The organism is Halospina sp. K52047b, from assembly GCF_008709855.1.
GTDB classification, from domain to species: Bacteria; Pseudomonadota; Gammaproteobacteria; order Pseudomonadales; family Oleiphilaceae; genus Halospina; species Halospina utahensis_B.
Genome location: NZ_VYJH01000007.1, coordinates 76844 through 97259, shown reverse-complemented (window position 1 = coordinate 97259; position 20416 = coordinate 76844). Strand labels below are relative to the sequence as shown.

Genomic DNA, 20416 nt, shown 5'->3' with positions numbered 1-20416 from the left:
GTGCCAGAGTTTCGGCTCGGATCGGCCAGGAGGTAGGTTCTTACTCTAACAAGCGGGTGTCACCGGCTTGGGCAGCTTTAATTGTATCTGGAACCGGCAGAAGTTATTCATGAACGCCGTTATTAAACTGCTTCGTCCCCACCAGTACCTGAAAAACGGCTTCGTCCTGATTGGCCCACTGTTTGCCCATCAGTGGGATGCAGTTACGCTCACGCAGGCAGGGCTGGCGTTTCTCGCCTTTTGTGCCATGGCAAGCGCCGTTTACGTGCTCAATGACCTGCTAGATGTGGAGGCGGATCGTGCGCATCCAACCAAATGCAAACGCCCCCTGCCCAGCGGCGACATGACCACGGGGAGTGCCAGGGGATTGCTTGGGGTCTTGGTGGCCATCTCTATGGTTCTTTCCTGGCTGGTAAGCGGTTGGGTACTCGGCTTCACCATGGCTTATCTGCTCCTGAACGTTGTCTATTCCTGGCGCCTCAAGCATGTGGTCATCCTGGACGTCTTTCTCATCTCAGCCGGGTTCATGCTGCGTATCTTTGCCGGGACCATTGGTCTTGGGATTGCACCCTCCGCCTGGCTGCTGTTGTGCGGGCTCATGGTGACGCTGTTTCTTGGCTTCTCCAAGCGACGCGCAGAACTGTTGGTGCTGGAAAATTCAGAAGCGGACTACGACAGTGCCGTCACTCGTAGAGTGCTCGATGACTATAGTCCCGTGATGCTGGAACAATTCATTGCGGTTACCGCCGCATGTACAGTCCTCAGCTACGGGCTCTATACCGTCTCACCCCAGACCATCGAACTTCATGGCACTCCAAACCTGATTTATACGGTTCCATTTGTCGTGTATGGGATCTTCCGTTATCTCTTCCTTCTCCACCAACACTCCAAGGGTAATGACACTGCCAGGGATCTTCTGACCGACTGGCACATGATCCTGGCCGCCTTTACCTGGTTTGGGGCCACTTTGTGGGTGTTGGCATGAGCACGGCGTCGGTCACGCACGTGGACGGCTGGCGATTGAAGGCGCTGGTGCTGTCCGTTGCGGTAGCGACGGTTGGTTATCTTGCTTTTTCGCTCTGTGGAGGCTGGGAGGAAGTTGTTGCTGCTTTCGTCCAGATTAGCATTACCGGTACTGCCGCCGCACTGGCTATGTCGCTGGTCAACTACGGCCTGCGCTTTGCGCGCTGGCAACTCTACCTTTCACGCTTAGGCCATAAGATCAACGTGTTACCCAGTGCCCGGATCTATTTGGCCGGTTTCGCTCTTACGACGACCCCTGGCAAGGCCGGTGAGGCGTTCCGTGGTCTGCTGCTCAAACATCACGGCGTGCCTTATCCAACTTCCTTTGCTGCTTTCTTCAGTGAGCGGCTATCCGATCTTGTGGCCATTGTGATCCTGGCATTGATCGGTCTGACTCAGTATCCGGAGGCTCGCGGGCTGGTACTGGTCGCCATTGCCGGCATTGTTGTCGCCTTGACGTGCCTCTCAAGTCGTCGCCTCTTAGACAGAATCCATCACTGGACGCTGCAGCGCGAAGGTAAACTGTTCAATATCCTCCAGCACCTGGTAATGATGCTGAATGACGCCCGACGCTGCCACAGTCCAGGGCTGCTTTCCGTTGCTACAGTGATCAGCATCATTGCATGGGGCGCCGAGGCGCTGGCCTTTCACTGGGTACTGCAGTGGCTGGGCGCGGACCTGGGGATGTCATTCGCCATCTTCGTTTACGCCCTGTCCATGCTGGCAGGAGCACTGAGCTTCATGCCCGGTGGTTTAGGTGGTGCCGAGGCCGTCATGGTTTCGCTCCTGACCCTCAAAGGAATCCCCATGCCGGCAGCGGTTGCAGCGACTGTCTTCATTCGCCTGGCGACGCTCTGGTTCGCCGTGGTTATTGGTCTCGTGGCATTAATTCAAAGCCGTCACGGTGAGGGCGAACCAATATGAACGCGCTCCTTTCCTGGAACCGCATTCCTAAACTGACGCCGAACCGTGTGCAACGACTCACAAAACCCGCCTTACCAGGGCAGAATAGCGAGAACGGCCCCTGCACACTGTATGGCAACGGACGCAGTTACGGGGACGTGTGTCTGACGGATAACGGGACCTTGTTGCAAACCCGGGAGCTGGATCGATTCATCGACTTCGACCCAACGCAGGGGATTATCCAGTGCCAACCAGGCGTCACGTTGGGCGAGATCCTGGCGCTGGTCGTGCCTCAAGGCTGGTTCCTGCCGGTAACCCCCGGCACGCGCTATGCGACCGTCGGTGGCGCCATTGCCAATGATGTTCACGGAAAGAATCACCATTCCATGGGCAGCTTTGGCCATCACGTGAAGGCAATTGAACTGGCCCGCTCCGATGGGGAGCGTTTTAGCTGCTCTACAACCGAGAACGAACCATGGTTCCGGGCCACAATTGGGGGGCTGGGTCTGACCGGGCTCATCGCATCGGCGACCCTGCAACTGAGCCGCATACAGAACCCGTGGATGTGGGTCGAATCCCATCGTTTTGCTAACCTCGACGAGTTCTGGGAACTCAACCGCGAGCTGGAAGCCCAGTGGCCCTATACGGTAGCCTGGGTGGATTGCCTGGCAGCAGGGCGCTCACGTGGCCGAGGCGTGCTCTATGCCGCCTGCCATGCGCCTGCGCAACCGATTACCCCCGCTCCGTTCAAAGAGAGATCCCGGAGCATTCCCTTTGAGTTGCCGGTTTCGCTGGTCAACAACGCCAGCCTGTGGGCGTTTAACCAGCTGTATTATCATAAGCCGGTCAACCCGGGTGGTGAGCTTACCCACTACGTACCTTATTTCTATCCACTGGATGCGATCGGCCAGTGGAATCGCATCTACGGCAAGGCGGGCTTCTACCAGTATCAATGCGTGCTGCCACCGGAGACCGCACCAGACGCTCTGAGCGAGCTCCTCAAAATCATTGCCCGCTATAGGCAGGGATCGTTTCTGGCAGTGCTCAAGACCTTTGGCAATCAGTCGCCCGTCGGCATGCTTTCATTCCCCAGACCCGGCGCGACCCTCGCTCTGGATTTCCCTGATCGCGGGGCTCGAACACAGCGGCTTTTTGAGGTGCTCGATCGAGTGATCAGCGAAGCCGGCGGTGCACTCTACCCGGCCAAGGATGCCCGTATGCCTGGTTGGCTGTTCCGCCAAGGCTATCCGTACTGGGAGACATTCAGCGGTTTCATTGATCCACAACTGACCTCTCATTTCTGGAAACGGGTGACCCAATGAACGCATTGCGAAATGTCTTGATTATCGGAGCTACCTCAACGATTGCCGAACACACAGCTCGCCAGCTTGTCGCTCAGGGTGCCAATGTGTTCTGCGTGGGACGAGATCCCGAAAAGCTGGCTTCAATCACTCAAGATCTAAAGGTCAGATCCCCTGCGGCCACCATTCGCTCGAAAGCCATGGATTTGTGCGATGACAAAATGCACGAATCGATGCTGGAAGAGACTCAGGTAGCTCTCGGCAGCCTAGATGCGGTATTGATCGCCCACGGTACATTGCCTGAGCAGAAAGCCTGTGAGGTGTCTGTAGCCACGACCCGCCAAGAGATCGAGACCAATGCACTCAGCGTGATTAGCCTGCTTACACTCTTAGGAAACCGCTTCGAACATCAGGGCGGCGGTGTCATCGCGGTAATCAGTTCCGTGGCAGGCGACCGGGGGCGACAGAGCAATTACGTCTATGGTTCCGCTAAAGGCATGGTCACAATCTTCCTTCAGGGACTTCGCAACCGTCTCTATAAAAACGGTACCGATGTGGTGACTGTCAAACCAGGGTTTGTCGATACCCCAATGACGGACGGGCTCGAAAAATCAGGCCCACTTTGGGCGAAACCCGATGCCGTCGCCACCGGCATAATCAAAGCCATGCGTAAAGGTCGTCACGAGGTCTATTTACCTTGGTTCTGGTGGGGCATCATGCAGATTATTCGTTATATCCCCGAGTTCGTTTTTAAGCGACTCTCTTTATGAGTGATGATAAAAACACTATTGCCTTTTTTGACTTTGATGGGACCTTGACGAAAGGCGATACTTTTATGCCCTTTCTTAAGTTTGTAGTAGGAGCTCCGCGATACTATGTAGGTTTGCTTTGGCTTAGCCCAATCTTTTTTGCGTATCTATTGTCACTGATTTCCAACGAAAAAGCCAAAGAAGTCGTAATCAGGTATTATGTTCGTGGTTTTGAATATGATCACTTGCTTCGGCTGGGGGTGGAGTTCTTCCAAAAAGTTCTCACAAAGAAATTATGCTCTAGAATGATTAAAAATTTGGAATGGCACCAAGAGCGCGGTCATCGTTGCGTGATAGTCAGCGCATCACCGGCCATTTATATTAACCATTTTGGTGAGCAATATAATTTTTCGGACGTTTTGGCGACTGAGCTCGAAGTATCTGAAGGAAAAGTAACAGGAAATTTGCAAGGCAAAAACTGCTATGGGTTCGAAAAACTCAGGCTAGTCAGAGAGTATTCAGTTAGATTTCCTTGCTCTTATACTTATGCATATGGTGACTCTAACGGTGATAAGCCAATGCTTATGTGGGTAGATAAAGGATTATTTGTTCAAAGGAAAAAAATTTATATTTGTGTGAAGGTAAAGATTGAGAATGTCTGAGCGTTTGTGGATTTATCCGTTAATTGCTGTAGCTGCGTACATCGCTCTTTCAGTATATGTTCTCTGGACAGGGCATCCTCATGAAGACGCATACATCCTTTATATTTTCTCCGAAAACTTTGCGGCTGGTGAGGGGATCTCATATTTTAAAGGCGGACCTCCAGCAGAGGGGGCTACAGACTTCCTGTGGATGATTGCGTTAGGAGTTTTAACGTATGCAGGAATCGATGTTGCGCTCGCCGCTACCATACTTAATGGGGTGGGTGTTGGCATTCTAGTTTTCGCTTTATCCTTGTTTTTGCCTTTGAGGCAGCTTGGAAATAGGTTGTCTCATGTCATTATGTTGGGGGTCGCTGTAATAGTTATTTTGTCGCCAATAACAGAGGCCTCGTTGGCAGGGTTCAGTACTGGTCTTTACTCTGGGATAATAGCGTTATTTTTATACATCATTTACAGAAATAACGATAATCTTAATCTGTTGATCCCCTTTATTGGGTTGGTTCTGGGGCTTTTTCGTCCGGATGGCGTGATTATTGGGGTTTCAGGGGCTCTGGTGGGGTTGCTTAACTCATACAAAAACGAAGGGCTTAATGTTTACTTAAAGTCGTCGGCAATCTGTTTTGTTTTGGGTTGTTTTTATTTCTTTTGGAGGTATAACTATTTTGGGAGTCTTTTGCCACTCCCTTTGTACGTTAAAGGAAGCTCTTCTGATCTCCTGCCAGGGTTGGCGTCTCATTTTAAATGGGTTGGGCAAAGTGCGTTCTTGGTTATCATGGCGATGTTGGCGATATTTTTAAGCAATAATCGCCGCAATATTGTTTTAATGATAACGCCAGTTCTTTTGCTCTTCTTTTTTCTTTCATTTGCAACCCTGAGTCAAAATGTAAGTTATCGATTGCAGGCCCCTGGGACTGTTGCTGTATTGGTGTTGGCAACACTGTTTGTGAGCTATTGTTTAGCTTCAAAATCTAAAAACAAAAAGCTTTCTGTTGTTATGCTGGGGCTATACGTTTTTTCAATTCTGCAGTATCTTGATGATACGGTTGATTATGTTCACTATGCTCAGGGTGGGGCCTACATTAATAGTTTTCCCTTTTATCTAAAAGATTATGCGAGCTCAAGCACTGTAAGTGGCTTGACGGAGGCGGGAAGGTTTGCCTATTGGCTTCCAGGAGAGAAGTATGATCTGGTGGGGCTAAATACGAAAAAAACGGCAATTGAGGGTGCAAGCCCACAGTATATCTCGAAGCTGGACCCTGATTTGCTCTTTATGCATCATGCCGGAACTGCTGAATTCTCAAATGTTTGTAATAACAAAAAATGGTGCCAGATAACGTCTGAAGAGTTGTTCTCTTCAATAGAGGCGGAAAAGGCTGGAGTCTGGGATGAATATAACTATGGCGTCAAGCGTGCTCCATTGGCGATCTTCGACTTCCTTGGAAGTAGTAAAAATAGATTTGACTATTATGTGATGTATTATGAAGGTGGGTTTAATCATTTTTATGCACTTAAGAAATCCGGAGAAATCGAAAATTTTCAATTTGAGAAGGCGTTGAGTAAAAGCTTCCAAGATAAAAATGGACGTTCCTATTTGGACCTAAAAAATGCTTTTTAGGGGCTCTGCCTAAGCAGGAGGATGCTGGTTTCTGGATTTGGCTGCCAGGTGAGAATGTGTTGTTATGTGACTTGGCGCAATTCTCACACTTGGGGCACTAAGTTATCCGGTGCGGTAATCTAGTTGTCATGAATTGAAACAAGAGACTTCAGTTACCGGCTATGTTGAAAAAAAGTTTGAAGTCTATCGAGTTTTCTTAAGAGTCTCGAACGCTTCAATGGATGAAATATCCAAGGCTTCTCCAAAACGGTAGTGAGCTCCAGATTTTGTTCGGCAATGGGTAGCTGAGCCGGGTCACGGGTTGTAAGCGCCGAAATGCGTTCCTCTGTCATAAATCTATAGGGATAAAGGCCGGCCCTGTTGCGTCGCTCAGCAATCTGAAATGCGAGCGTTTTACCTTTATTGCGATAAGCAGGTGGGTTAGGTAGCCACATCACAAATGGAGCGTATAGGTAGCCCATCTTCATGAAGTGCTGTCGAGCTTGTTGTTCATTGTCGTATTCATCGCCATGGAAACACCACTGGACTTCCTTTAGACGACCTGAAAGCGTTATGGAGATGTCGGAATAATGCATGCCGGCAACATTTTTATTGCTTTCATGGTGGCAGAAATAAACTCCGTATTTCGCTGCATATCGGAATCGTTCCAGCGTTTTCTTCCGAGTATGCCCTTTCTGGAAAACCGGAGCGATAAAACCTGCCTTAGGATTTGAAGCGAAATAGTTTTTAATAAAGCTCCTATCCTCGTTTTTTATGGGACGAACCATCTGAGTGTCATCCTGAAGGAAGCAGATGATCTCGTCGTGGGTTTCTACAGAGTAAAGAGCATGTTGCATATTATTATAGAGGCCACCGTGCATGCTTAGATTGTGAAGCGATCCAGGCTTTCGTACTTCGTGACGCTCTGTGAGATCTTTGAGAATACGCCGGGTTTCCGGATCATCACTGTTGTCATCATAAATAATGATGGTTGAATCGGGCGCACAATACTCTACCGACTCCACACAATTTTGAAGATGTGGTCCACGGTTGTACGAAAAAATAAATGTAATCATTAGGCGTTAGTCCGAATTCGGCTTACGATTGGTATGTGTGCCAGAAATATTTGTTAGGCTAGTATTCGCATCAATTTCAACCGAGGTCCGATGCCGTAATTTGAATCTCATATTATGCAGTGTACGATGAATTCGGCACCAGAGCATATAAAGTCGCCACCGAACTTTCCTTGAACCTTTCCGCTTATTCCTTGTCGACTCACCGGAATCAATGGTGGACTCGAAATCCGGGTTGTTCGTGACACAGGCTGGGAGCAGGCCGAAACACTCGACTTTGTTCCACCAGAACTGGTCCATCTCAATATCCACTGGCTCGCACCAGGTTTCTGCGTGAGCCAGAAATTTTTCAGCCGCCCGAGGGGTGAGATAATACGCCGTTGTGCTTTTGTGTCCGCGCAGGAATTTGGCAACGGTCAGGCCTTCCCTCGACATCAGCGGTATGCTGTCAGTATTGCGGGAACGGGAAGGAAACAGCCGCAGGCATTCAACCTCTTCCGGTAGCGACGGGATCAGGCGGATAAACGCGAGAAAACCTTCAGGGTCGATCTGGGCATCATCCTCCAGAACGATGCGGGAAGTGCCGGATTCCGAGCATTCCTTCCAGACATTGTAATGACTGGCATAGCACCCCAGGTGCCCCGGGGTTAGCGGTATTTCACCAAGGGCCTCGGAGCGTCTGCGGTCATAGTGGTCGAACAATGGGTGACCTTGCTGACCGTCGACGGCTTCAAAGAATCGAAAGGGCAGCCCCAGTTCCCTGAACTGTTCTCTGAAAGCTTCACGGCGGTCAGTGGCTCTCGCGAGGCTGATTACGACAATGTCCGGTACTGGTGTTTCGCTCATGTTGGGATTGTTTCCGGCTCACTGTGAAGATTGAGTCCTCGCGGCGTGGCTCTGAGTCCGCTTTTCTCGACCCATTCGCGATAGGCTTTGTTGCTCTTCTGCACCTCAGGATCCACGTAGCCCCGTTTGTGATCCAGGTGAATGACCACTGCGTTGTAGCGAACGTGGTGAGGGCGTATGCCGTTATTGATCAGACGGACCCCGAACTCCCGATCCTCGCCACCGTAAGCCATTTCCTCGTCGAAACCATTGGCCTTTCTGATGTCCGCCAACCAGGCCGAAGCATTGGATCCTTTGAAGTTGCAGGCCGTGGGAGTTAGCCGGTTGAGCCAGCGGGCCTGCCGGGGTGTGGCCGTCAATTTGCTGTTCTTGTAGCTGGTGGCGAGCCCACGTGTCTTGAGCCAGTCGAGCTGAAAACAGCGTCCGGTCAGGATATCGTCCTTGCCGATGGCCTCACTGGTTTGCATGGGGAGCTTGTGGTATCCCCCTGAGAGAAAGCAGCCCGGTCTCGCCTCATGGGCGTGGACACTGAGAAAGTCGGAGCGGGGGATGCAGTCACCATCGCTGAATACGACGTAATCATGATGCGCCTCGAGGATTGCCTTGTTCAGGATTCGGCACTTACGGAAGCCATCGTCGGGATGCCAGATATGACGGAGCGTCAGACTGGTCTTCTGTCGCATGGATTCAATAAGCGCCGCTGTTTCTTCGGTTGAGCCATCGTCGGCAATGAGCAGTTCAAAATCCTGATGGGACTGAACGCTGTAACCCCACAGCACTTTCTCCAGCCATATCGGCGAGTTGTAGGTTGAGAGAATAACGGAGAGGTTCATCGAGTCGGCCACTGGGGAAGCAATCCCGAACGGGGATATAGATGGTCGGTCAATCGTTGAATACAGGCTCAATCTCAATCACCTTCGGAGGGCCGCAGTCAGGTCCCGAAGACTTTTCAATCAATGCCTTGAACTCGCTACCGGGCTGCCAGTCTGGCTGCGCGGGCTCTACCCGAAATGTGAAATCTGCCGGGTAAAGCTTCATTATGGCGGCATTCTGCTCTATCCGTACAAGTTCAGCAACACCACGGTGCACGACCCATTCGCACTCAGTCCCGTTTTTTGCAGCGTTGCCGGCGGGTTCATGTGCTGGCTGAAAGAGGCTGCATCCACCTAAAGACAGAAGAATGGCCGGCAGCCATAATGCCCGAACCCTGCTCATCACCCGGTAGCCCCCTGCGCCCCCGGGCCGCCTCCGCTCTCCGGCAGGCAGGCGAGCACCTGTTCGCACTGCTTTCGGGCGTAGGCGTCGACATTGTCCACCAGGCCTTCCTCATCCCGGGCACGCAGCAGGTCCAGCGATTCGCGCATGTGGTTGAGGTTGTCCTCCAGTACCCGGTTGCCCTGGCGCAGCGCCACGAACGCGCAGCGCTTGGCGGAGGGCCAGAGGTCATTGATGGCGGCGGTGATGAAGTAGTTGTTGGCGTAGGCCAGCGACGCCTGGGTGTATTCAATGCCGGTGTCCAGGAATTCCATGAGCTGGCCGTTCCGGTACGACTCACACATGCTGTCGTACAGTGATTCAAGCCGTTCCATGTCGGCGGGTTCCCACTGGCGCACGAGTTTACGCCCGGTATGGCAGAGAAACACGCTCATGGCTTCGTAAAGACTGCTCACGAAGTCGGCGTCCAGCGTGGTGACGAACGCTCCCTTGCGAGGGACGTTCCGAACCAGATGACGTTTTTCCAGCATGAGCAGGGCTTCCCTTACGGCGCCGTGGCTCACGTCCAGTTCCCGCGCCATGTTGCTCTCATGGATGCGATCGCCCGACTTGAGCTGTTCGAAGGCGATCATATTCTCAAGGTGGCGGGCAACCTGTTCACTCAGGGTCTCGCGAGGTTTGAACGACTGCATACCCGGAACTCAGATTCATTTCTACGTGGAAGATCCTATCATGTCATCGTTGCACAAATCAGTGGTTCTGCAAGTTCCCGGTGCCCCTTGATTTCTGTCAAACCGATCCCATGGTCTTCAACAGACCCTGGAAATGGGCGTTGAACATCGACTCGATTATGGGCACCGAGGGGTCGAATTCTGTGATAACGTCCGTGACTGAGGATCGTTCCTGAATACTTGAAGCCGTTAAGGAGGAAACACTATGGCTTTTGAACTCCCCAATCTTCCCTATTCCTACAACGCACTCGCGGAAAAGGGGATGTGCCAGGAAACGCTTGAGCTCCACCACGGCAAGCACCACAACACCTATGTCACGACCCTGAACAGTCTGGTCGAGCAGGACAGCAACCTGCAGGGCAAGTCGCTGGAAGAAATCGTCAAGCTCGCCTATGGCCGTGATGACCTGCAGAAAGTATTCAACCAGGCTGGCCAGCACTGGAACCACAACTTCTTCTGGGAAAACATGTCCCCCAACGGTGGCGGTATTCCGGGCAAGCTGGAGCAGAAGCTGGTCGAGGACTTCGGTTCCGTGGATGACTTCAAGGAGCAGTTCAAGACCACCGCTGTCGGCCAGTTCGGTTCCGGCTGGGGCTGGCTCGTGCTGGGCAACGACGGCAAGCTGAAGGTCACCAAGACCCCGAACGCCGTCAACCCGCTGGCAACCGGTGAAGGCAAGGTTCTGCTGGCACTGGACGTCTGGGAGCACAGTTACTATCTGGACTTCCGCAACCGTCGTCCGGACTATGTCATGAACTTCCTGAACAACCTGGCCAATTACGAGTACGCCGAGGAACAGCTCAACAAGGCGTAAACCGGCCCTGGCCGCCCTCTTGTAAGGGCGCGCTTCAACCCCCGCCCGGTGCGTCCGGCCGGGGGTTTTCTGTGTGTGTCAGTGAAGGCTGGCCACCAACCCCCTGATGCGCTCCTGGATCCATTCAGGGTGCGTGACCGGCGCCCAGTGATTGGCCGCCAGCCGCTTGCAGCTCACCTGCTGGCAGTAACGGGTCATGGCCTCGCACACTGCTGGTGTCGCGAAGGCGTCCTCTTCCAGGATCAGTATCTGGCTGGGCGTTCTGATGCTGCCCGGGCGTGGCGTGGGCGGCGGGCTGAGCGCATTCTGGCGATAGAGCTGGAACGTATGGCGCGTCAGGCGGGTAACCTCATCGCGTGAGCGTGCCAGGTGAGGGTGATCGGCCGGGACGCCACCCATGGTCAGGGCAGCACGGTAAACCGGCGTGCCGACGGTGCTGAACACAGCCTGACCAAGGCCGGGAACGTTCAGTGCCAGCATGTACCAGGAGTGCAGCACCTGGTTCAGTGCCGGTTTGCGGTCGCCACCGCCCTTCAGGATCCCGTTCCGGACCCATTCGGCCGCCGCTCCAAGATGCGGGCCGGAAAGGCTGGTCCAGGATTCGGCCCGGCGCCCATAGACCGGGTCGGCAACGAAGCTCCAGCCGATGATCGAGCCCCAGTCGTGGCCCACCAGGTGTGCGGTGCCTTCCCGGCCCCGGGTAGCCGTGATCACGGCATCGATGTCCTCCAGAAGGCAGGGGATCCGGTAGCCTTCGGCACGCGCTGGCGGTGTGCTTTGTCCTGCCCCCCGCATGTCGAAACCGATCACGTGGTAGTCGCTACTCAGTGCCTGCATATGGGGCAGCCAGAGGTCATGGCAGTCCGGGAAGCCGTGCAGGAAGAGGATGGCCGGATTGGCCGGGTCGCCATCCTCCACAATATGGAGTTCCGTCTGGGGGCGTCTGAGAGTCCGTGTTCGCATGGGTCTGACCTGTAGCGGTGATCCGGGTTATGCTTGTCGATCACCCATCATCCGGGAGGCTGGCGCTGTGTCATTGGCTGGATTTTACGAACGACACGTCTTTTCGCCCGTTCTGAAACTGGCCGAGCGGACGCTGGCGGATGTCCGCCGGGAGCTGCTCAGCCAGGCGTCGGGGGAAGTGCTGGAGATCGGCATCGGTTCCGGGCTCAGCCTGAGCCATTACGGACCAGCCGTGGAACGGATTGTGGGCCTGGAGCCCTCGGAGGTCCTCCTGCGCGAATGCCGGGAGCGCGTTGAGTTACGCTCTGGGGAACCACCGGTGGAGCTGGTTCACGCAGGGGCTGAGTCCATGCCCTTTGAGGACAACCGGTTCGATACCGTGGTGGCGTTCCTGGTGTTCTGCACCATCCCGGAGGCGGACCGGGCCGCGCTTGAGATGGCGCGGGTGCTGAAGCCGGGCGGCCGGCTGCTGTTCTTCGAACATGTGGCCGCCAGCGAGCCGGGCTTGGCCCGCTGGCAGCAGCGTTTCAACCCCCTCTGGAGACCGCTTGCCTGTGGCTGCAATATCAACCGGGATACCCGTCGGGTTTTTGAGCGTGCCGGCTTTGATATGAGCGGCGTCGAGGTCCGTCGTCATCCGGATATCCCCCTGCCGTTGGTGCAACCGGTGATTGAAGGGGATACCGGGCTGGCTGTCAGCGGCGAGAGCCCCCGAAGCGGCACGGGTCAAAAGCGCTGACATCAATGGGCGTCGGCTCGGAGTGCATCATCATGCCCAGCAGCTCCGCGCTTCCTGCCGAGAGGGTCCACCCAAAGGTTCCATGGCCCGTATTGAGCCACAGGTTCTGTAAGGGGCCGGCGCCGAGGGCCGGCGGGCCATCAGGCAGCATGGGCCGGAAGCCGGTCCAGGGCTCCGCATGATTGAAATCCGCTGCGCCAGGGAAGCGCTCGTTGATGGCTTCCTGAAGTACCTGCAGTCGTGATTCCGGTATCCGGCGGTTGAAGCCGGCCAGCTCCGCGAACCCGGTGATCCGCATCCGGTCTCCGAGACGGGTGATGGCAACCTTGTTGTCCAGATCCACGACCGTGGAACGGGGCGCTTTGTCAGGATTGTCCAGCGGCGCCGTTAGAGAGTAGCCCTTGACCGGGTAGACAGGAAGTTTCAGGCCCAGTGGCCGGACGAGCTCGCGCGAGGCGCAGCCGGCACAGACAACGGTCGCATCAGCCGCCTCAAGCCAGCTCCTGTTGCCGTCGGAAACGTGTGCGCCTTCCAGGGCATCACCGTTATGTTCCCACTGCGTCACGCTGGTGCCGAAGAAGAACCGGACCCCCGCTTCCCGGCATTGCATCATGAGAAGCTGTGAAAGGCGCCGGGAGTCACCGGTGCCGTCACCGTTGATCAGCAGGGATGGCTGCAGGTGCCCCGTTGCCGCCAGTGCGGGTTCCTGGCGGTGGACCGAGTCGGCGTCCAGCCACTCATGCTCGATGCTCTGTTCCGCCAAAGCTCGGGCCTTGGTCTGCAGACCGGCGTATTCCACCGGGTCGCGGCTGATTTCCAGCAGTCCCTCATGATGGCCATCAAAGCCTTCCGGCAGTTCCTCGTCAATCGCGTGGAACGCATTACGGCTGACCTGGCCAAGCTGGAGCATGGCGCGGTTGCTGGCGTCATAGCGGCCGCTCTCCCAGGCGTAGCGCAGCGTCTGGAAGAGAAAGCTGATCGTTCTCGGTGCTGGCGGCATGTGCATCTTCAGCGGGCCCTGCCGACGCACCAGGCCCTTAAGGCCCACGCCGATCAGATCCGGTGCCGCCCAGGGGGAGACGTGGCCGTAGGAGCGCTGGCCGGCATTGGCATAGCTTGTCTCCATGCCCGGGCCCTCGTGCGCTTCGACCACCGTCACTGAATACCCTCTGCGGGCCAGCATCCGGGCGGTGGTTAAACCGACAATGCCGGCGCCGACGACAAGTGCTCTCATGAGGATGGCTCCCGCAGCTGCCAGTCGTTACAGGTGATGGGAGTGGCCCCGTTATCACCTACGACGACCGTGTTGCTCATACCGATTCCGAACTCACCCGGTGCCCGCAGGCACAGGGGCAGGTGGAAGACCATGCCCGGCTCGAACGGGGATTCCTCGCCCTCGGCGATGAAGCCGGTCCCCTCGACCCAGCTCGGAGGGAACTGCGCCCCCACGGTGTAGCCGAAGACACCGGAGAAAAAGACCTCGTCCGCAACTTCCGCCAGGACCCGATTGGCGGCTGTTGCCGCGTCTGTAAAGCGCTGCCCCGGACGCATCTCCGAGACCAGCGTGTCGTGAAGACGGTGGCAGACATCGTTGAGCCGTTTCATCCGGTCCGATGCCTGCCCCGCAACGGCTGTACGCATCTGCGGCGCGGTGTAGCGGTGGCGCACGGCTCCGAATTCGAGGAAGACGGATTCGTTCTTCTTGATAACCCGACTCTGATGGTTGAGGTGGATCACGCTGCTGCGTGGCCCGCTGACCACAATGGGCTGCAGGCTCATGAACTCGCTGCCGGCGGCCAGCATGGCGCGGGCGCCTTCCGCCGCAATGGTGTTCTCGTCCACGCCCGGTTCGATCACGGCCATGGCGGCCTCCAGGCCGGCCATGGTCATGCGTGCGCTCTCGTGCAGACGTTCCAGCTCTGCTGCTGTCTTGACGCGCCGGACGCGGTCCAGCACGGCGCTGGATTCATGGAAGGCCGTATCGGGCAACTGGGCCCGAAGGGCGTCCAGCACGCCGGGGCGCAGGCCGTTGCCCCACTGGTTGATGCCGATGGCGCGGCAGTCCCGGAGCTGGTCTACCAGGGGGCCGATCACGGACTGGACGGACTCCCACCGGTATCCATCCACCTCGTCCACCAGGGCCGTCGCCGCAGCGGGGCCGGTTTCAATGGAGGGCACCTGGAGGAAGCAGCGCTCCGGGCGGAAGACCAGTGCCGCATGGACCGAGACCTCAAAGGTCCGGTAACCGGTGAGGTAGTTGATCTCGCCTGGATTGGTCACCAGCAGTGCCTCAAGGCCGGCCTCGCGCATGGCGCTGGCCACCCGCTGGCGGCGTGCCCGGAATTCTTCGGCGTCGAAGCTCTGTTCAGTGCCTGCTGCTGTGCTTCGCAGTGCCTCAAGGTACGCGGTGTGATCCATGGCTGGCCTCTGGTAATGTCTGACCTTTACGCAAGTGAAGCAGATTTACCCCGACCCTGTCGTCCAGAATGGAGTCCGTATGAGTACTGATGCAGGAAGTCCGCAACTCAGGCCGTGTCCGCGCAAGCCCAATTGTGTTTCCAGCCAGGGCCGGGGGAAGCAGTACATAGAGCCCCTGCCGGGGGATGAAGGCACATGGGAGCGGCTGCCTGGCGTGCTGGAGGCCCTGGGGGGCGTACGGATCGTGGAGCAGACGGCGGAGACCATCCGCGCCGAGGCCCGCACCCGGGTGCTGCGGTTCGTGGATGATCTGGATTTTGTCCGTGACCCGGAGCAGGGCGTGATCCAGGTGCGTTCGGCCTCACGGCTCGGCTATTCGGATTTCGGCGTGAACCGGCGGCGGCTGGAAACCGTGCGCAGTGAGCTGAAGAAGAGGTAGCCATGGCGCACACCTACCAGGACCTCCTCCCGATCGCCGATCGGCTGGCGCCGCTGTTCTACCGCGAAGAAGCGGATGGTGTCGGCATGGACGAACTGGCCGGCATCCTCCAGACGCATCCCCGACTGATGATCATCATGAATCATGGCCCCGTACTCGGCCCAGCGCCCGCACTGGCAGCGCTAGTGCGAAGCATGGTGCGCCACGGCGGAGGTGACAGGGTGCCGTTCGGAGTGACCTGGAGGGGGTTCTACCGGGTGCCCGGTGTCGGTCCTCTGTTGGAGCGCCTGGTGCAGACCTCCGCGGATTCCGGGGTCGAGGATGTTGTTGCCAAGCTGAGCAACGGCACCTTCAATGACTGCTGCATCATGCCGGAAGGCGAATACAGTAATGTCGGCAACGGCATCGACATACAGCCGTTCCGCAGCCAGCGCTTCATAGAAGCGGCTGTGAGGGCGGAGGCGCCGGTACTGCTGCTGGCTCACAGTGGTACTGAAAGGCTGGGGCGGCCGATTCCCATTCCGGCTTCAGCCCGCTTCCTGATAGAGCGTCTGCCCGAACACCTGCGCCGTGCTGTGAACCAGAGTGGTGTGGTGAGCCTGCCCTGGTTGCTGGGCGGACGCATTCCCAAACTGGGGCTTGCCTGTGAGCTGTATTGGCCGGATCTGTCACCCGGGGATCTGGAGGAATCGGCATCGGCGCAGCAGGTCGCGTTGAATGCGCGCCATGCCCGGGCGCGTCTGCAGCGCCTGGTGAATCATCTGGTGTTGCAGTTCGGCGAGGATTAGTCCGCCATCGTTGAGGCGCGCTCTTCGCGGTGCCGTGCCCGGTAGTGGCCAGGGCTTTCCCCGGTCCAGCGCTTGAAGGCCCGGCTGAAGGCACTCAGCTCCGAGAATCCCAGCAGGAACGCCACTTCCGTCAGCCCGTATTCGCCCTCAGCCACATACTGCAGTGCCCGTTCCCGCCGCACCGTCTCCGCCAGGTTCTGGAAGCTCTCGCCCTCTTTCTTCAGCTTGCGGTAAAGCGTCTGGCGGCTCATGTGCATGGCCGAGGCCACCCGGTCCACGTCCGGTGTGCGCGGAAGCTGTTTCTGGACGATCCGCCGGACCCGTTCCGAAACGGTCTTGCGCGGGCGCAACTGGCGCAGCAGCCGGTTGACGTGTGTGGTCAGGGCAGAATGCACATAGGGGTTGCGGTGGGGCAGCGGCGAATCCAGGTAGCGGGCCGGAAAACACAGGCTGGTCTCACCGGTGCCGAAGGTGACCGGGCACTGGAAGATCCGCTCGTAGTGGGCCCGGTAGCCGGGGTCCTCGTGAGCCAGGCTCAGCTGCTCGATGGCCAGCCTGGGATGGATGAAGTGGCGCGCACGGGTGACCGCAGCGGACAGGGTGCGGTCCATGTCCGGAGTGCAGTACAGCGCCGGGTCGGGCACATGCCAGGTGACCCTTATCCGGTCGCCCTCCCGGGTCTGGTAGAGGTGCACCGCCTCATTCACGAGCCGGTGAAGCCGCATGTATTCCTCCAGCGCGTGTTCAATGGTGTCGCTGTTGAACACGATGTGGCTCATCAACCCCATGCGGTCCGGGTCCACAATCTCACCCAGCCGCAATCCCAGTGCCGGGTCCCCGGTCAGAAGGAGTGCCTCCTGCCACAGCTGATTATGGCTGTGCACAGCAACACGGCAGTCGGGATCCTCAAGTTCCTCTGACGAGATCCCAAGAATGCCGTCAATGTGGTCCTGCGAAGCGAATCCCCGGCTGGTCAGGTAGTGGGTGAGAGCAAGAGTGCCGGAAGCGCTCACCGTGGGACTGTCTGTCATCGACTGTTACCACCTGTCAAAAGGTTGAGCGGGTGCGTCAAGCCGGCTCAGGCATTGCGACGTAGGATAATACCTGAAATCCTGACAAACCCAAGGAGTCGCGTCATGGATATGGATACCAACCTCGAAATCTGTGTTCCGCACACTGAAGAAGAAAAAGCCAATCTCAAGGCTCTGTCCGATTATCTGAGCGAGATCCCCGCGTTCAACTGAGGGGTCCGCTCTTACCCCTGACCTGAATAGGTTCTGATGAGGTCCTCACCGCTGCGGTGACGGGCCTTCATTTTTTGTATGCGCTCCAGAATCCCCTCCATGCGCCCCAGGCGGGCCTGGGTCTCCAGGGCACGCATCGTGGCATTGGCCCGGAAGTCGAATTTCAGACCGTAACGGTGCTGTTCCCCTTCAGCGCGCACGTTTGTGACCACCGCAACCAGGCGGTTCTGGTGGAGTTCGCTCCGGTCCAGGCGCAGAGTCAGATCCACCAGTACCTTCTGCCCCATGCGCAGTTTCCGGGACGTGATGATGGCGACACCCTCGCGTGTGAAATCGGCGGCTTCGACGACTTCTCCACGCCTGAAGCGGCTGCGCCCTGGCTTCAACCGGACTTCCAGTTCCGCGGCGGGGAAACGCTGCAGGTGGCGGCGTTCATCGTGAAGGGGTGCTGCTGTGGCCATGGGGTCAGGTTCCGTTTAGGCTTACACTGCTTGATGTTACGAGTCTAAGCCCGTCGCCCGCTCTTCGCCAGTGGCGGGTGAGCGCTATGGCACGGAGAAACAGCTTTGACAGACACGGTGGAACTCAATGCGGGCGTCAAGGGTGATGGCCCGCCCCTGATACTCATGCATGGCCTCTTCGGCGCCGGCGATACCCTGGGCGGTGTGCGTCGACGCCTGGCGCCGGAATTCGAGGTGCACAGCCTGGACCTGCGCAACCACGGTGAATCACCGCATACACGCAGCATGAGCTACCCCGAAATGGCAGCGGACGTGCTGGCCTACATGGATCGGGCAGGGTTGGAGACAGCCCATCTTCTGGGCCATTCCATGGGCGGCAAGACCGCCATGGAAATGGCACTGATGGCGCCGGAGCGGGTTCGGCGCCTGATCGTTGCCGACATTGCGCCGGTGGCCTATGCGCCCCACCATGACGCCATTCAGGATGCACTTGAGGCGCTGGATCCGGCCGCCGTGAAATCCCGCCGTGAAGCCGATGGGGTGCTGGCGGAATACATCGGTGAGAAAGGCGTGCGGCAGTTTCTGCTGACCAATCTGGTGCCGGCGGACGGCGGGTTCCGGTGGCGGATGAATGTGCCGGGAATCCTGGCCTGCTACGAACAGATCATGGCTGGCCCGACGACGGAGGGCACCTATGAGGGCCCGACCCTTTTCATTCGCGGTGGCAATTCGGACTATATCCAGAGCCGCCACCAGGACGCTGTTCAGCGCTATTTTCCACGGGCTGAACTGAAAGTGATTCCCGAGGTTGGGCACTGGCTCCACGCGGAAAAACCCGAGCTGTTTGCCCGCATCTGCCAGCGCTTCCTGGCCGAAGACAACTGAAACCAGCAAGTCGGAATAACAATGAAAAAAATCCTGCTCACACTCCTGGTCCTCATTCTGCTGTTCCTTGGTCTCTTTTTCCTTTGGCCTTCTCCAGTGGATTCCGCCGCCTGGGAGCCGCCGGAGGCGCCGGGACTGGAAGGACCAGCGAAACCGAATGAAGCACTGCAGGACGCTGATGTGCTTGCCAAGGGTGAGATCGAAGGCCCGGAGGACACTGAGGTGGATGGCGAGGGCAATGTCTATGGCGGCCTGCAGGATGGGCGGATCATCCGCGTGACACCGGAAGGCGAGGTGGAGACCTTCGCGGATACCGGCGGTCGTCCCCTGGGCATGGAGTTCGACGATGACGGGAACCTGATCGTTGCAGACGCCTGGAAGGGGCTGCTGTCGGTCGCCCCGGATGGCACTGTTGAGGTGCTGACCACTGGATCCGAAGGCACCCCCTTTGCTTTCACCGATGACCTGGCCATTGCCTCGGACGGGCGCATCTACTTCTCGGACGCCAGCAGCCGCTTCCATCAGCCGGACTACCGCCTGGATATGCTCGAGAGCCGCCCGCACGGGCGCCTGCTCCGTTACGACCCGGAGACCGGCGAAACCGAAACACTGATGGACGACCTCCACTTCGCCAACGGGGTGGCGCTGACCGAGGACGAGCATTCGGTACTGGTCAATGAAACCTGGCGCTACCGCATCCAGCAGTATTGGCTTGAAGGCGGGAAAGCGGGTACCAGTGAGGTTTTTGCCCGGAATCTACCGGGCTTCCCGGATAACCTCTCCGCGGATCACAACGGCATCATCTGGGTGGCCCTGCCCACCAGGCGCAACCCACAGATGGACGCCTTCCACCCGAGTCCCTGGCTCAAGGAGCAGGTGGCCAAGCTGCCGGAATTCCTGCAGCCGAGCCCCGAGCCCTACGGTCTGGTACTGGCTTTCGATCAGCAGGGAAAGATGCTGGGCAGTCTGCATGACCCGACGGGGGAGCGTGTGCAGATGTTAACCTCGGTGAAAGCGCGAGACGGTGCGCTCTATTTTGGTTCACTCTACAATGACCGCATTGGTCGACTGGATTACGATCGGGCGATGAAAGCCCTGAGGGAGCAACCGGATGAGTGACTGGCACTGGCGGATGGCCGATCCGTTCACGATGAACATCAGGGTTTCTGAACAGGACGTGGATCGCCTCGGGCACGCCAACAACACCGTCTATCTGCAGTGGATGGAAGAGATCAGCTGGGCGCACATTGAGTCCGTGGGCCTGACCTGGGAGCTGCAGGAAGAGCTTGGCCGCGCTATGGCGATTGTGCGCACCGAAATTGATTACAAAGCCGCGGCGCTGGCCGATGATGACCTGATCCTTGGAACCTGGCTGACCGAATTCGACGGCAAGCTGCGTTCCGGGCGTCAGTTCCAGCTGGTCCGGCCCAGTGATGGCCGGACGCTGGTGGAAGCGGAGTCCCGCCATGTCTGTATTGATACCGCGACCCAGCGGCCGGCACGGATTCCGGAGCCCATGGCCGAGCTGTTAAAGAAGGCCAGCCACGATCAGTAACCTCCTGGAGGAT

At 57.3% G+C, this 20416-nt stretch carries 23 protein-coding genes; 13 read left to right on the top strand and 10 right to left on the bottom strand.

Features of this window, described 5'->3' with window-relative positions; all coding sequences use genetic code 11:
- Nucleotides 1–109 precede the first annotated feature (109 nt).
- Genes F3089_RS10275 through F3089_RS10250 form a run of 6 tightly spaced genes read left to right on the top strand, consistent with a single transcriptional unit; the run spans nucleotide 110 to nucleotide 6253 of the window.
- Nucleotides 110–985 carry a decaprenyl-phosphate phosphoribosyltransferase gene (locus tag F3089_RS10275; RefSeq protein ID WP_151440718.1) on the top strand — a complete coding sequence of 292 codons (876 nt, stop codon included), beginning with the start codon at nucleotides 110–112 and terminating at the stop codon, nucleotides 983–985.
- Nucleotides 982–1947 (top strand): lysylphosphatidylglycerol synthase transmembrane domain-containing protein, encoded by a 966-nt coding sequence (locus F3089_RS10270; RefSeq protein WP_151440717.1) that lies wholly within the window; start codon nucleotides 982–984, stop codon nucleotides 1945–1947. The genes F3089_RS10275 and F3089_RS10270 overlap by 4 nt, the downstream gene beginning before the upstream one ends.
- Nucleotides 1944–3248, top strand: coding sequence for an FAD-binding oxidoreductase (locus tag F3089_RS10265; RefSeq protein ID WP_151440716.1), 1305 nt, complete (start codon nucleotides 1944–1946; stop codon nucleotides 3246–3248). The genes F3089_RS10270 and F3089_RS10265 overlap by 4 nt, the downstream gene beginning before the upstream one ends.
- Complete coding sequence (locus F3089_RS10260; RefSeq protein WP_151440715.1) at nucleotides 3245–3997, top strand: SDR family oxidoreductase; 753 nt, start codon at nucleotides 3245–3247, stop codon at nucleotides 3995–3997. Before F3089_RS10265 ends, F3089_RS10260 begins: the two co-directional genes overlap by 4 nt.
- On the top strand, nucleotides 3994–4638 hold the full coding sequence (locus F3089_RS10255) for an HAD family hydrolase (RefSeq protein ID WP_151440714.1): 645 nt from the start codon (nucleotides 3994–3996) through the stop codon (nucleotides 4636–4638). The genes F3089_RS10260 and F3089_RS10255 overlap by 4 nt, the downstream gene beginning before the upstream one ends.
- On the top strand, nucleotides 4631–6253 hold the full coding sequence (locus tag F3089_RS10250) for a hypothetical protein (protein ID WP_151440713.1): 1623 nt from the start codon (nucleotides 4631–4633) through the stop codon (nucleotides 6251–6253). Before F3089_RS10255 ends, F3089_RS10250 begins: the two co-directional genes overlap by 8 nt.
- Nucleotides 6254–6405: 152 nt before the next feature.
- On the opposite strand, the gene F3089_RS10245 is transcribed toward F3089_RS10250, so the two are convergent.
- From F3089_RS10245 to F3089_RS10225, 5 genes are read right to left on the bottom strand one after another with little or no spacing between them, the layout of a single operon-like run.
- Nucleotides 6406–7308 (bottom strand): glycosyltransferase, encoded by a 903-nt coding sequence (locus F3089_RS10245; RefSeq protein ID WP_151440712.1) that lies wholly within the window; start codon nucleotides 7306–7308, stop codon nucleotides 6406–6408.
- 6 nt (nucleotides 7309–7314) lie between these two features.
- A complete protein-coding gene (locus tag F3089_RS10240; protein ID WP_151440711.1) occupies nucleotides 7315–8151 on the bottom strand; it encodes a glycosyltransferase family 25 protein in 837 nt (278 codons plus the stop codon).
- Nucleotides 8148–8984: a glycosyltransferase family 2 protein gene (locus F3089_RS10235; RefSeq protein ID WP_151440795.1), complete on the bottom strand. Its 837-nt coding sequence runs from the start codon at nucleotides 8982–8984 to the stop codon at nucleotides 8148–8150. Before F3089_RS10235 ends, F3089_RS10240 begins: the two co-directional genes overlap by 4 nt.
- Nucleotides 8985–9033: 49 nt before the next feature.
- Complete coding sequence (locus F3089_RS10230; RefSeq protein WP_151440710.1) at nucleotides 9034–9369, bottom strand: hypothetical protein; 336 nt, start codon at nucleotides 9367–9369, stop codon at nucleotides 9034–9036.
- Nucleotides 9366–10058, bottom strand: coding sequence for a GntR family transcriptional regulator (locus F3089_RS10225; RefSeq protein WP_151440709.1), 693 nt, complete (start codon nucleotides 10056–10058; stop codon nucleotides 9366–9368). The genes F3089_RS10230 and F3089_RS10225 overlap by 4 nt, the downstream gene beginning before the upstream one ends.
- Before the next feature lie 244 nt (nucleotides 10059–10302).
- On the opposite strand from F3089_RS10225, the gene F3089_RS10220 reads away from it, so the two are divergent.
- A complete protein-coding gene (locus F3089_RS10220) occupies nucleotides 10303–10911 on the top strand; it encodes a superoxide dismutase (RefSeq protein WP_095616373.1) in 609 nt (202 codons plus the stop codon).
- 78 nt (nucleotides 10912–10989) lie between these two features.
- Here the strand turns inward: F3089_RS10220 and F3089_RS10215 are convergent, their stop codons facing one another.
- Entirely contained in the window at nucleotides 10990–11874 is an 885-nt protein-coding gene (locus F3089_RS10215) for an alpha/beta fold hydrolase (protein ID WP_151440708.1), read from the bottom strand.
- A 67-nt stretch (nucleotides 11875–11941) separates the two neighbouring features.
- Between F3089_RS10215 and F3089_RS10210 the strand changes: the two genes are divergently transcribed.
- Nucleotides 11942–12613: a class I SAM-dependent methyltransferase gene (locus F3089_RS10210; RefSeq protein WP_192497334.1), complete on the top strand. Its 672-nt coding sequence runs from the start codon at nucleotides 11942–11944 to the stop codon at nucleotides 12611–12613.
- Here the strand turns inward: F3089_RS10210 and F3089_RS10205 are convergent.
- The gene (locus tag F3089_RS10205) at nucleotides 12570–13847 is read right to left on the bottom strand and encodes a D-amino acid dehydrogenase (RefSeq protein WP_151440706.1); all 1278 of its coding nucleotides are present in this window, start codon (nucleotides 13845–13847) and stop codon (nucleotides 12570–12572) included. The genes F3089_RS10210 and F3089_RS10205 overlap by 44 nt on opposite strands.
- The gene (locus tag F3089_RS10200; RefSeq protein WP_151440705.1) at nucleotides 13844–15031 is read right to left on the bottom strand and encodes a M24 family metallopeptidase; all 1188 of its coding nucleotides are present in this window, start codon (nucleotides 15029–15031) and stop codon (nucleotides 13844–13846) included. Before F3089_RS10200 ends, F3089_RS10205 begins: the two co-directional genes overlap by 4 nt.
- A 79-nt stretch (nucleotides 15032–15110) precedes the next feature.
- Here F3089_RS10200 and F3089_RS10195 point away from each other — a divergent pair, with 79 nt between their 5' ends.
- Both F3089_RS10195 and F3089_RS10190 read left to right on the top strand, forming a co-directional pair.
- Nucleotides 15111–15470, top strand: coding sequence for a DUF1499 domain-containing protein (locus F3089_RS10195; RefSeq protein ID WP_151440704.1), 360 nt, complete (start codon nucleotides 15111–15113; stop codon nucleotides 15468–15470).
- Nucleotides 15471–15472: 2 nt separating this feature from the next.
- On the top strand, nucleotides 15473–16258 hold the full coding sequence (locus F3089_RS10190; RefSeq protein ID WP_151440703.1) for a lysophospholipid acyltransferase family protein: 786 nt from the start codon (nucleotides 15473–15475) through the stop codon (nucleotides 16256–16258).
- Here the strand turns inward: F3089_RS10190 and F3089_RS10185 are convergent.
- Nucleotides 16255–17289 carry an AraC family transcriptional regulator gene (locus tag F3089_RS10185; RefSeq protein ID WP_151440702.1) on the bottom strand — a complete coding sequence of 345 codons (1035 nt, stop codon included), beginning with the start codon at nucleotides 17287–17289 and terminating at the stop codon, nucleotides 16255–16257. The two genes, F3089_RS10190 and F3089_RS10185, sit on opposite strands and share 4 nt — an antisense overlap.
- A 224-nt stretch (nucleotides 17290–17513) precedes the next feature.
- Nucleotides 17514–17963: a PilZ domain-containing protein gene (locus tag F3089_RS10180; RefSeq protein ID WP_151440701.1), complete on the bottom strand. Its 450-nt coding sequence runs from the start codon at nucleotides 17961–17963 to the stop codon at nucleotides 17514–17516.
- Between the two features lie 105 nt (nucleotides 17964–18068).
- On the opposite strand from F3089_RS10180, the gene F3089_RS10175 reads away from it, so the two are divergent.
- From F3089_RS10175 to F3089_RS10165, 3 genes are read left to right on the top strand one after another with little or no spacing between them, the layout of a single operon-like run.
- Nucleotides 18069–18848 (top strand): alpha/beta fold hydrolase, encoded by a 780-nt coding sequence (locus tag F3089_RS10175; protein WP_286202762.1) that lies wholly within the window; start codon nucleotides 18069–18071, stop codon nucleotides 18846–18848.
- A gap of 21 nt (nucleotides 18849–18869) precedes the next feature.
- Nucleotides 18870–19967, top strand: a complete 1098-nt coding sequence (locus F3089_RS10170; RefSeq protein WP_151440700.1) for an SMP-30/gluconolactonase/LRE family protein — start codon at nucleotides 18870–18872, stop codon at nucleotides 19965–19967.
- Nucleotides 19960–20403, top strand: a complete 444-nt coding sequence (locus tag F3089_RS10165; RefSeq protein ID WP_095616383.1) for an acyl-CoA thioesterase — start codon at nucleotides 19960–19962, stop codon at nucleotides 20401–20403. The genes F3089_RS10170 and F3089_RS10165 overlap by 8 nt, the downstream gene beginning before the upstream one ends.
- Nucleotides 20404–20416 lie beyond the last annotated feature (13 nt).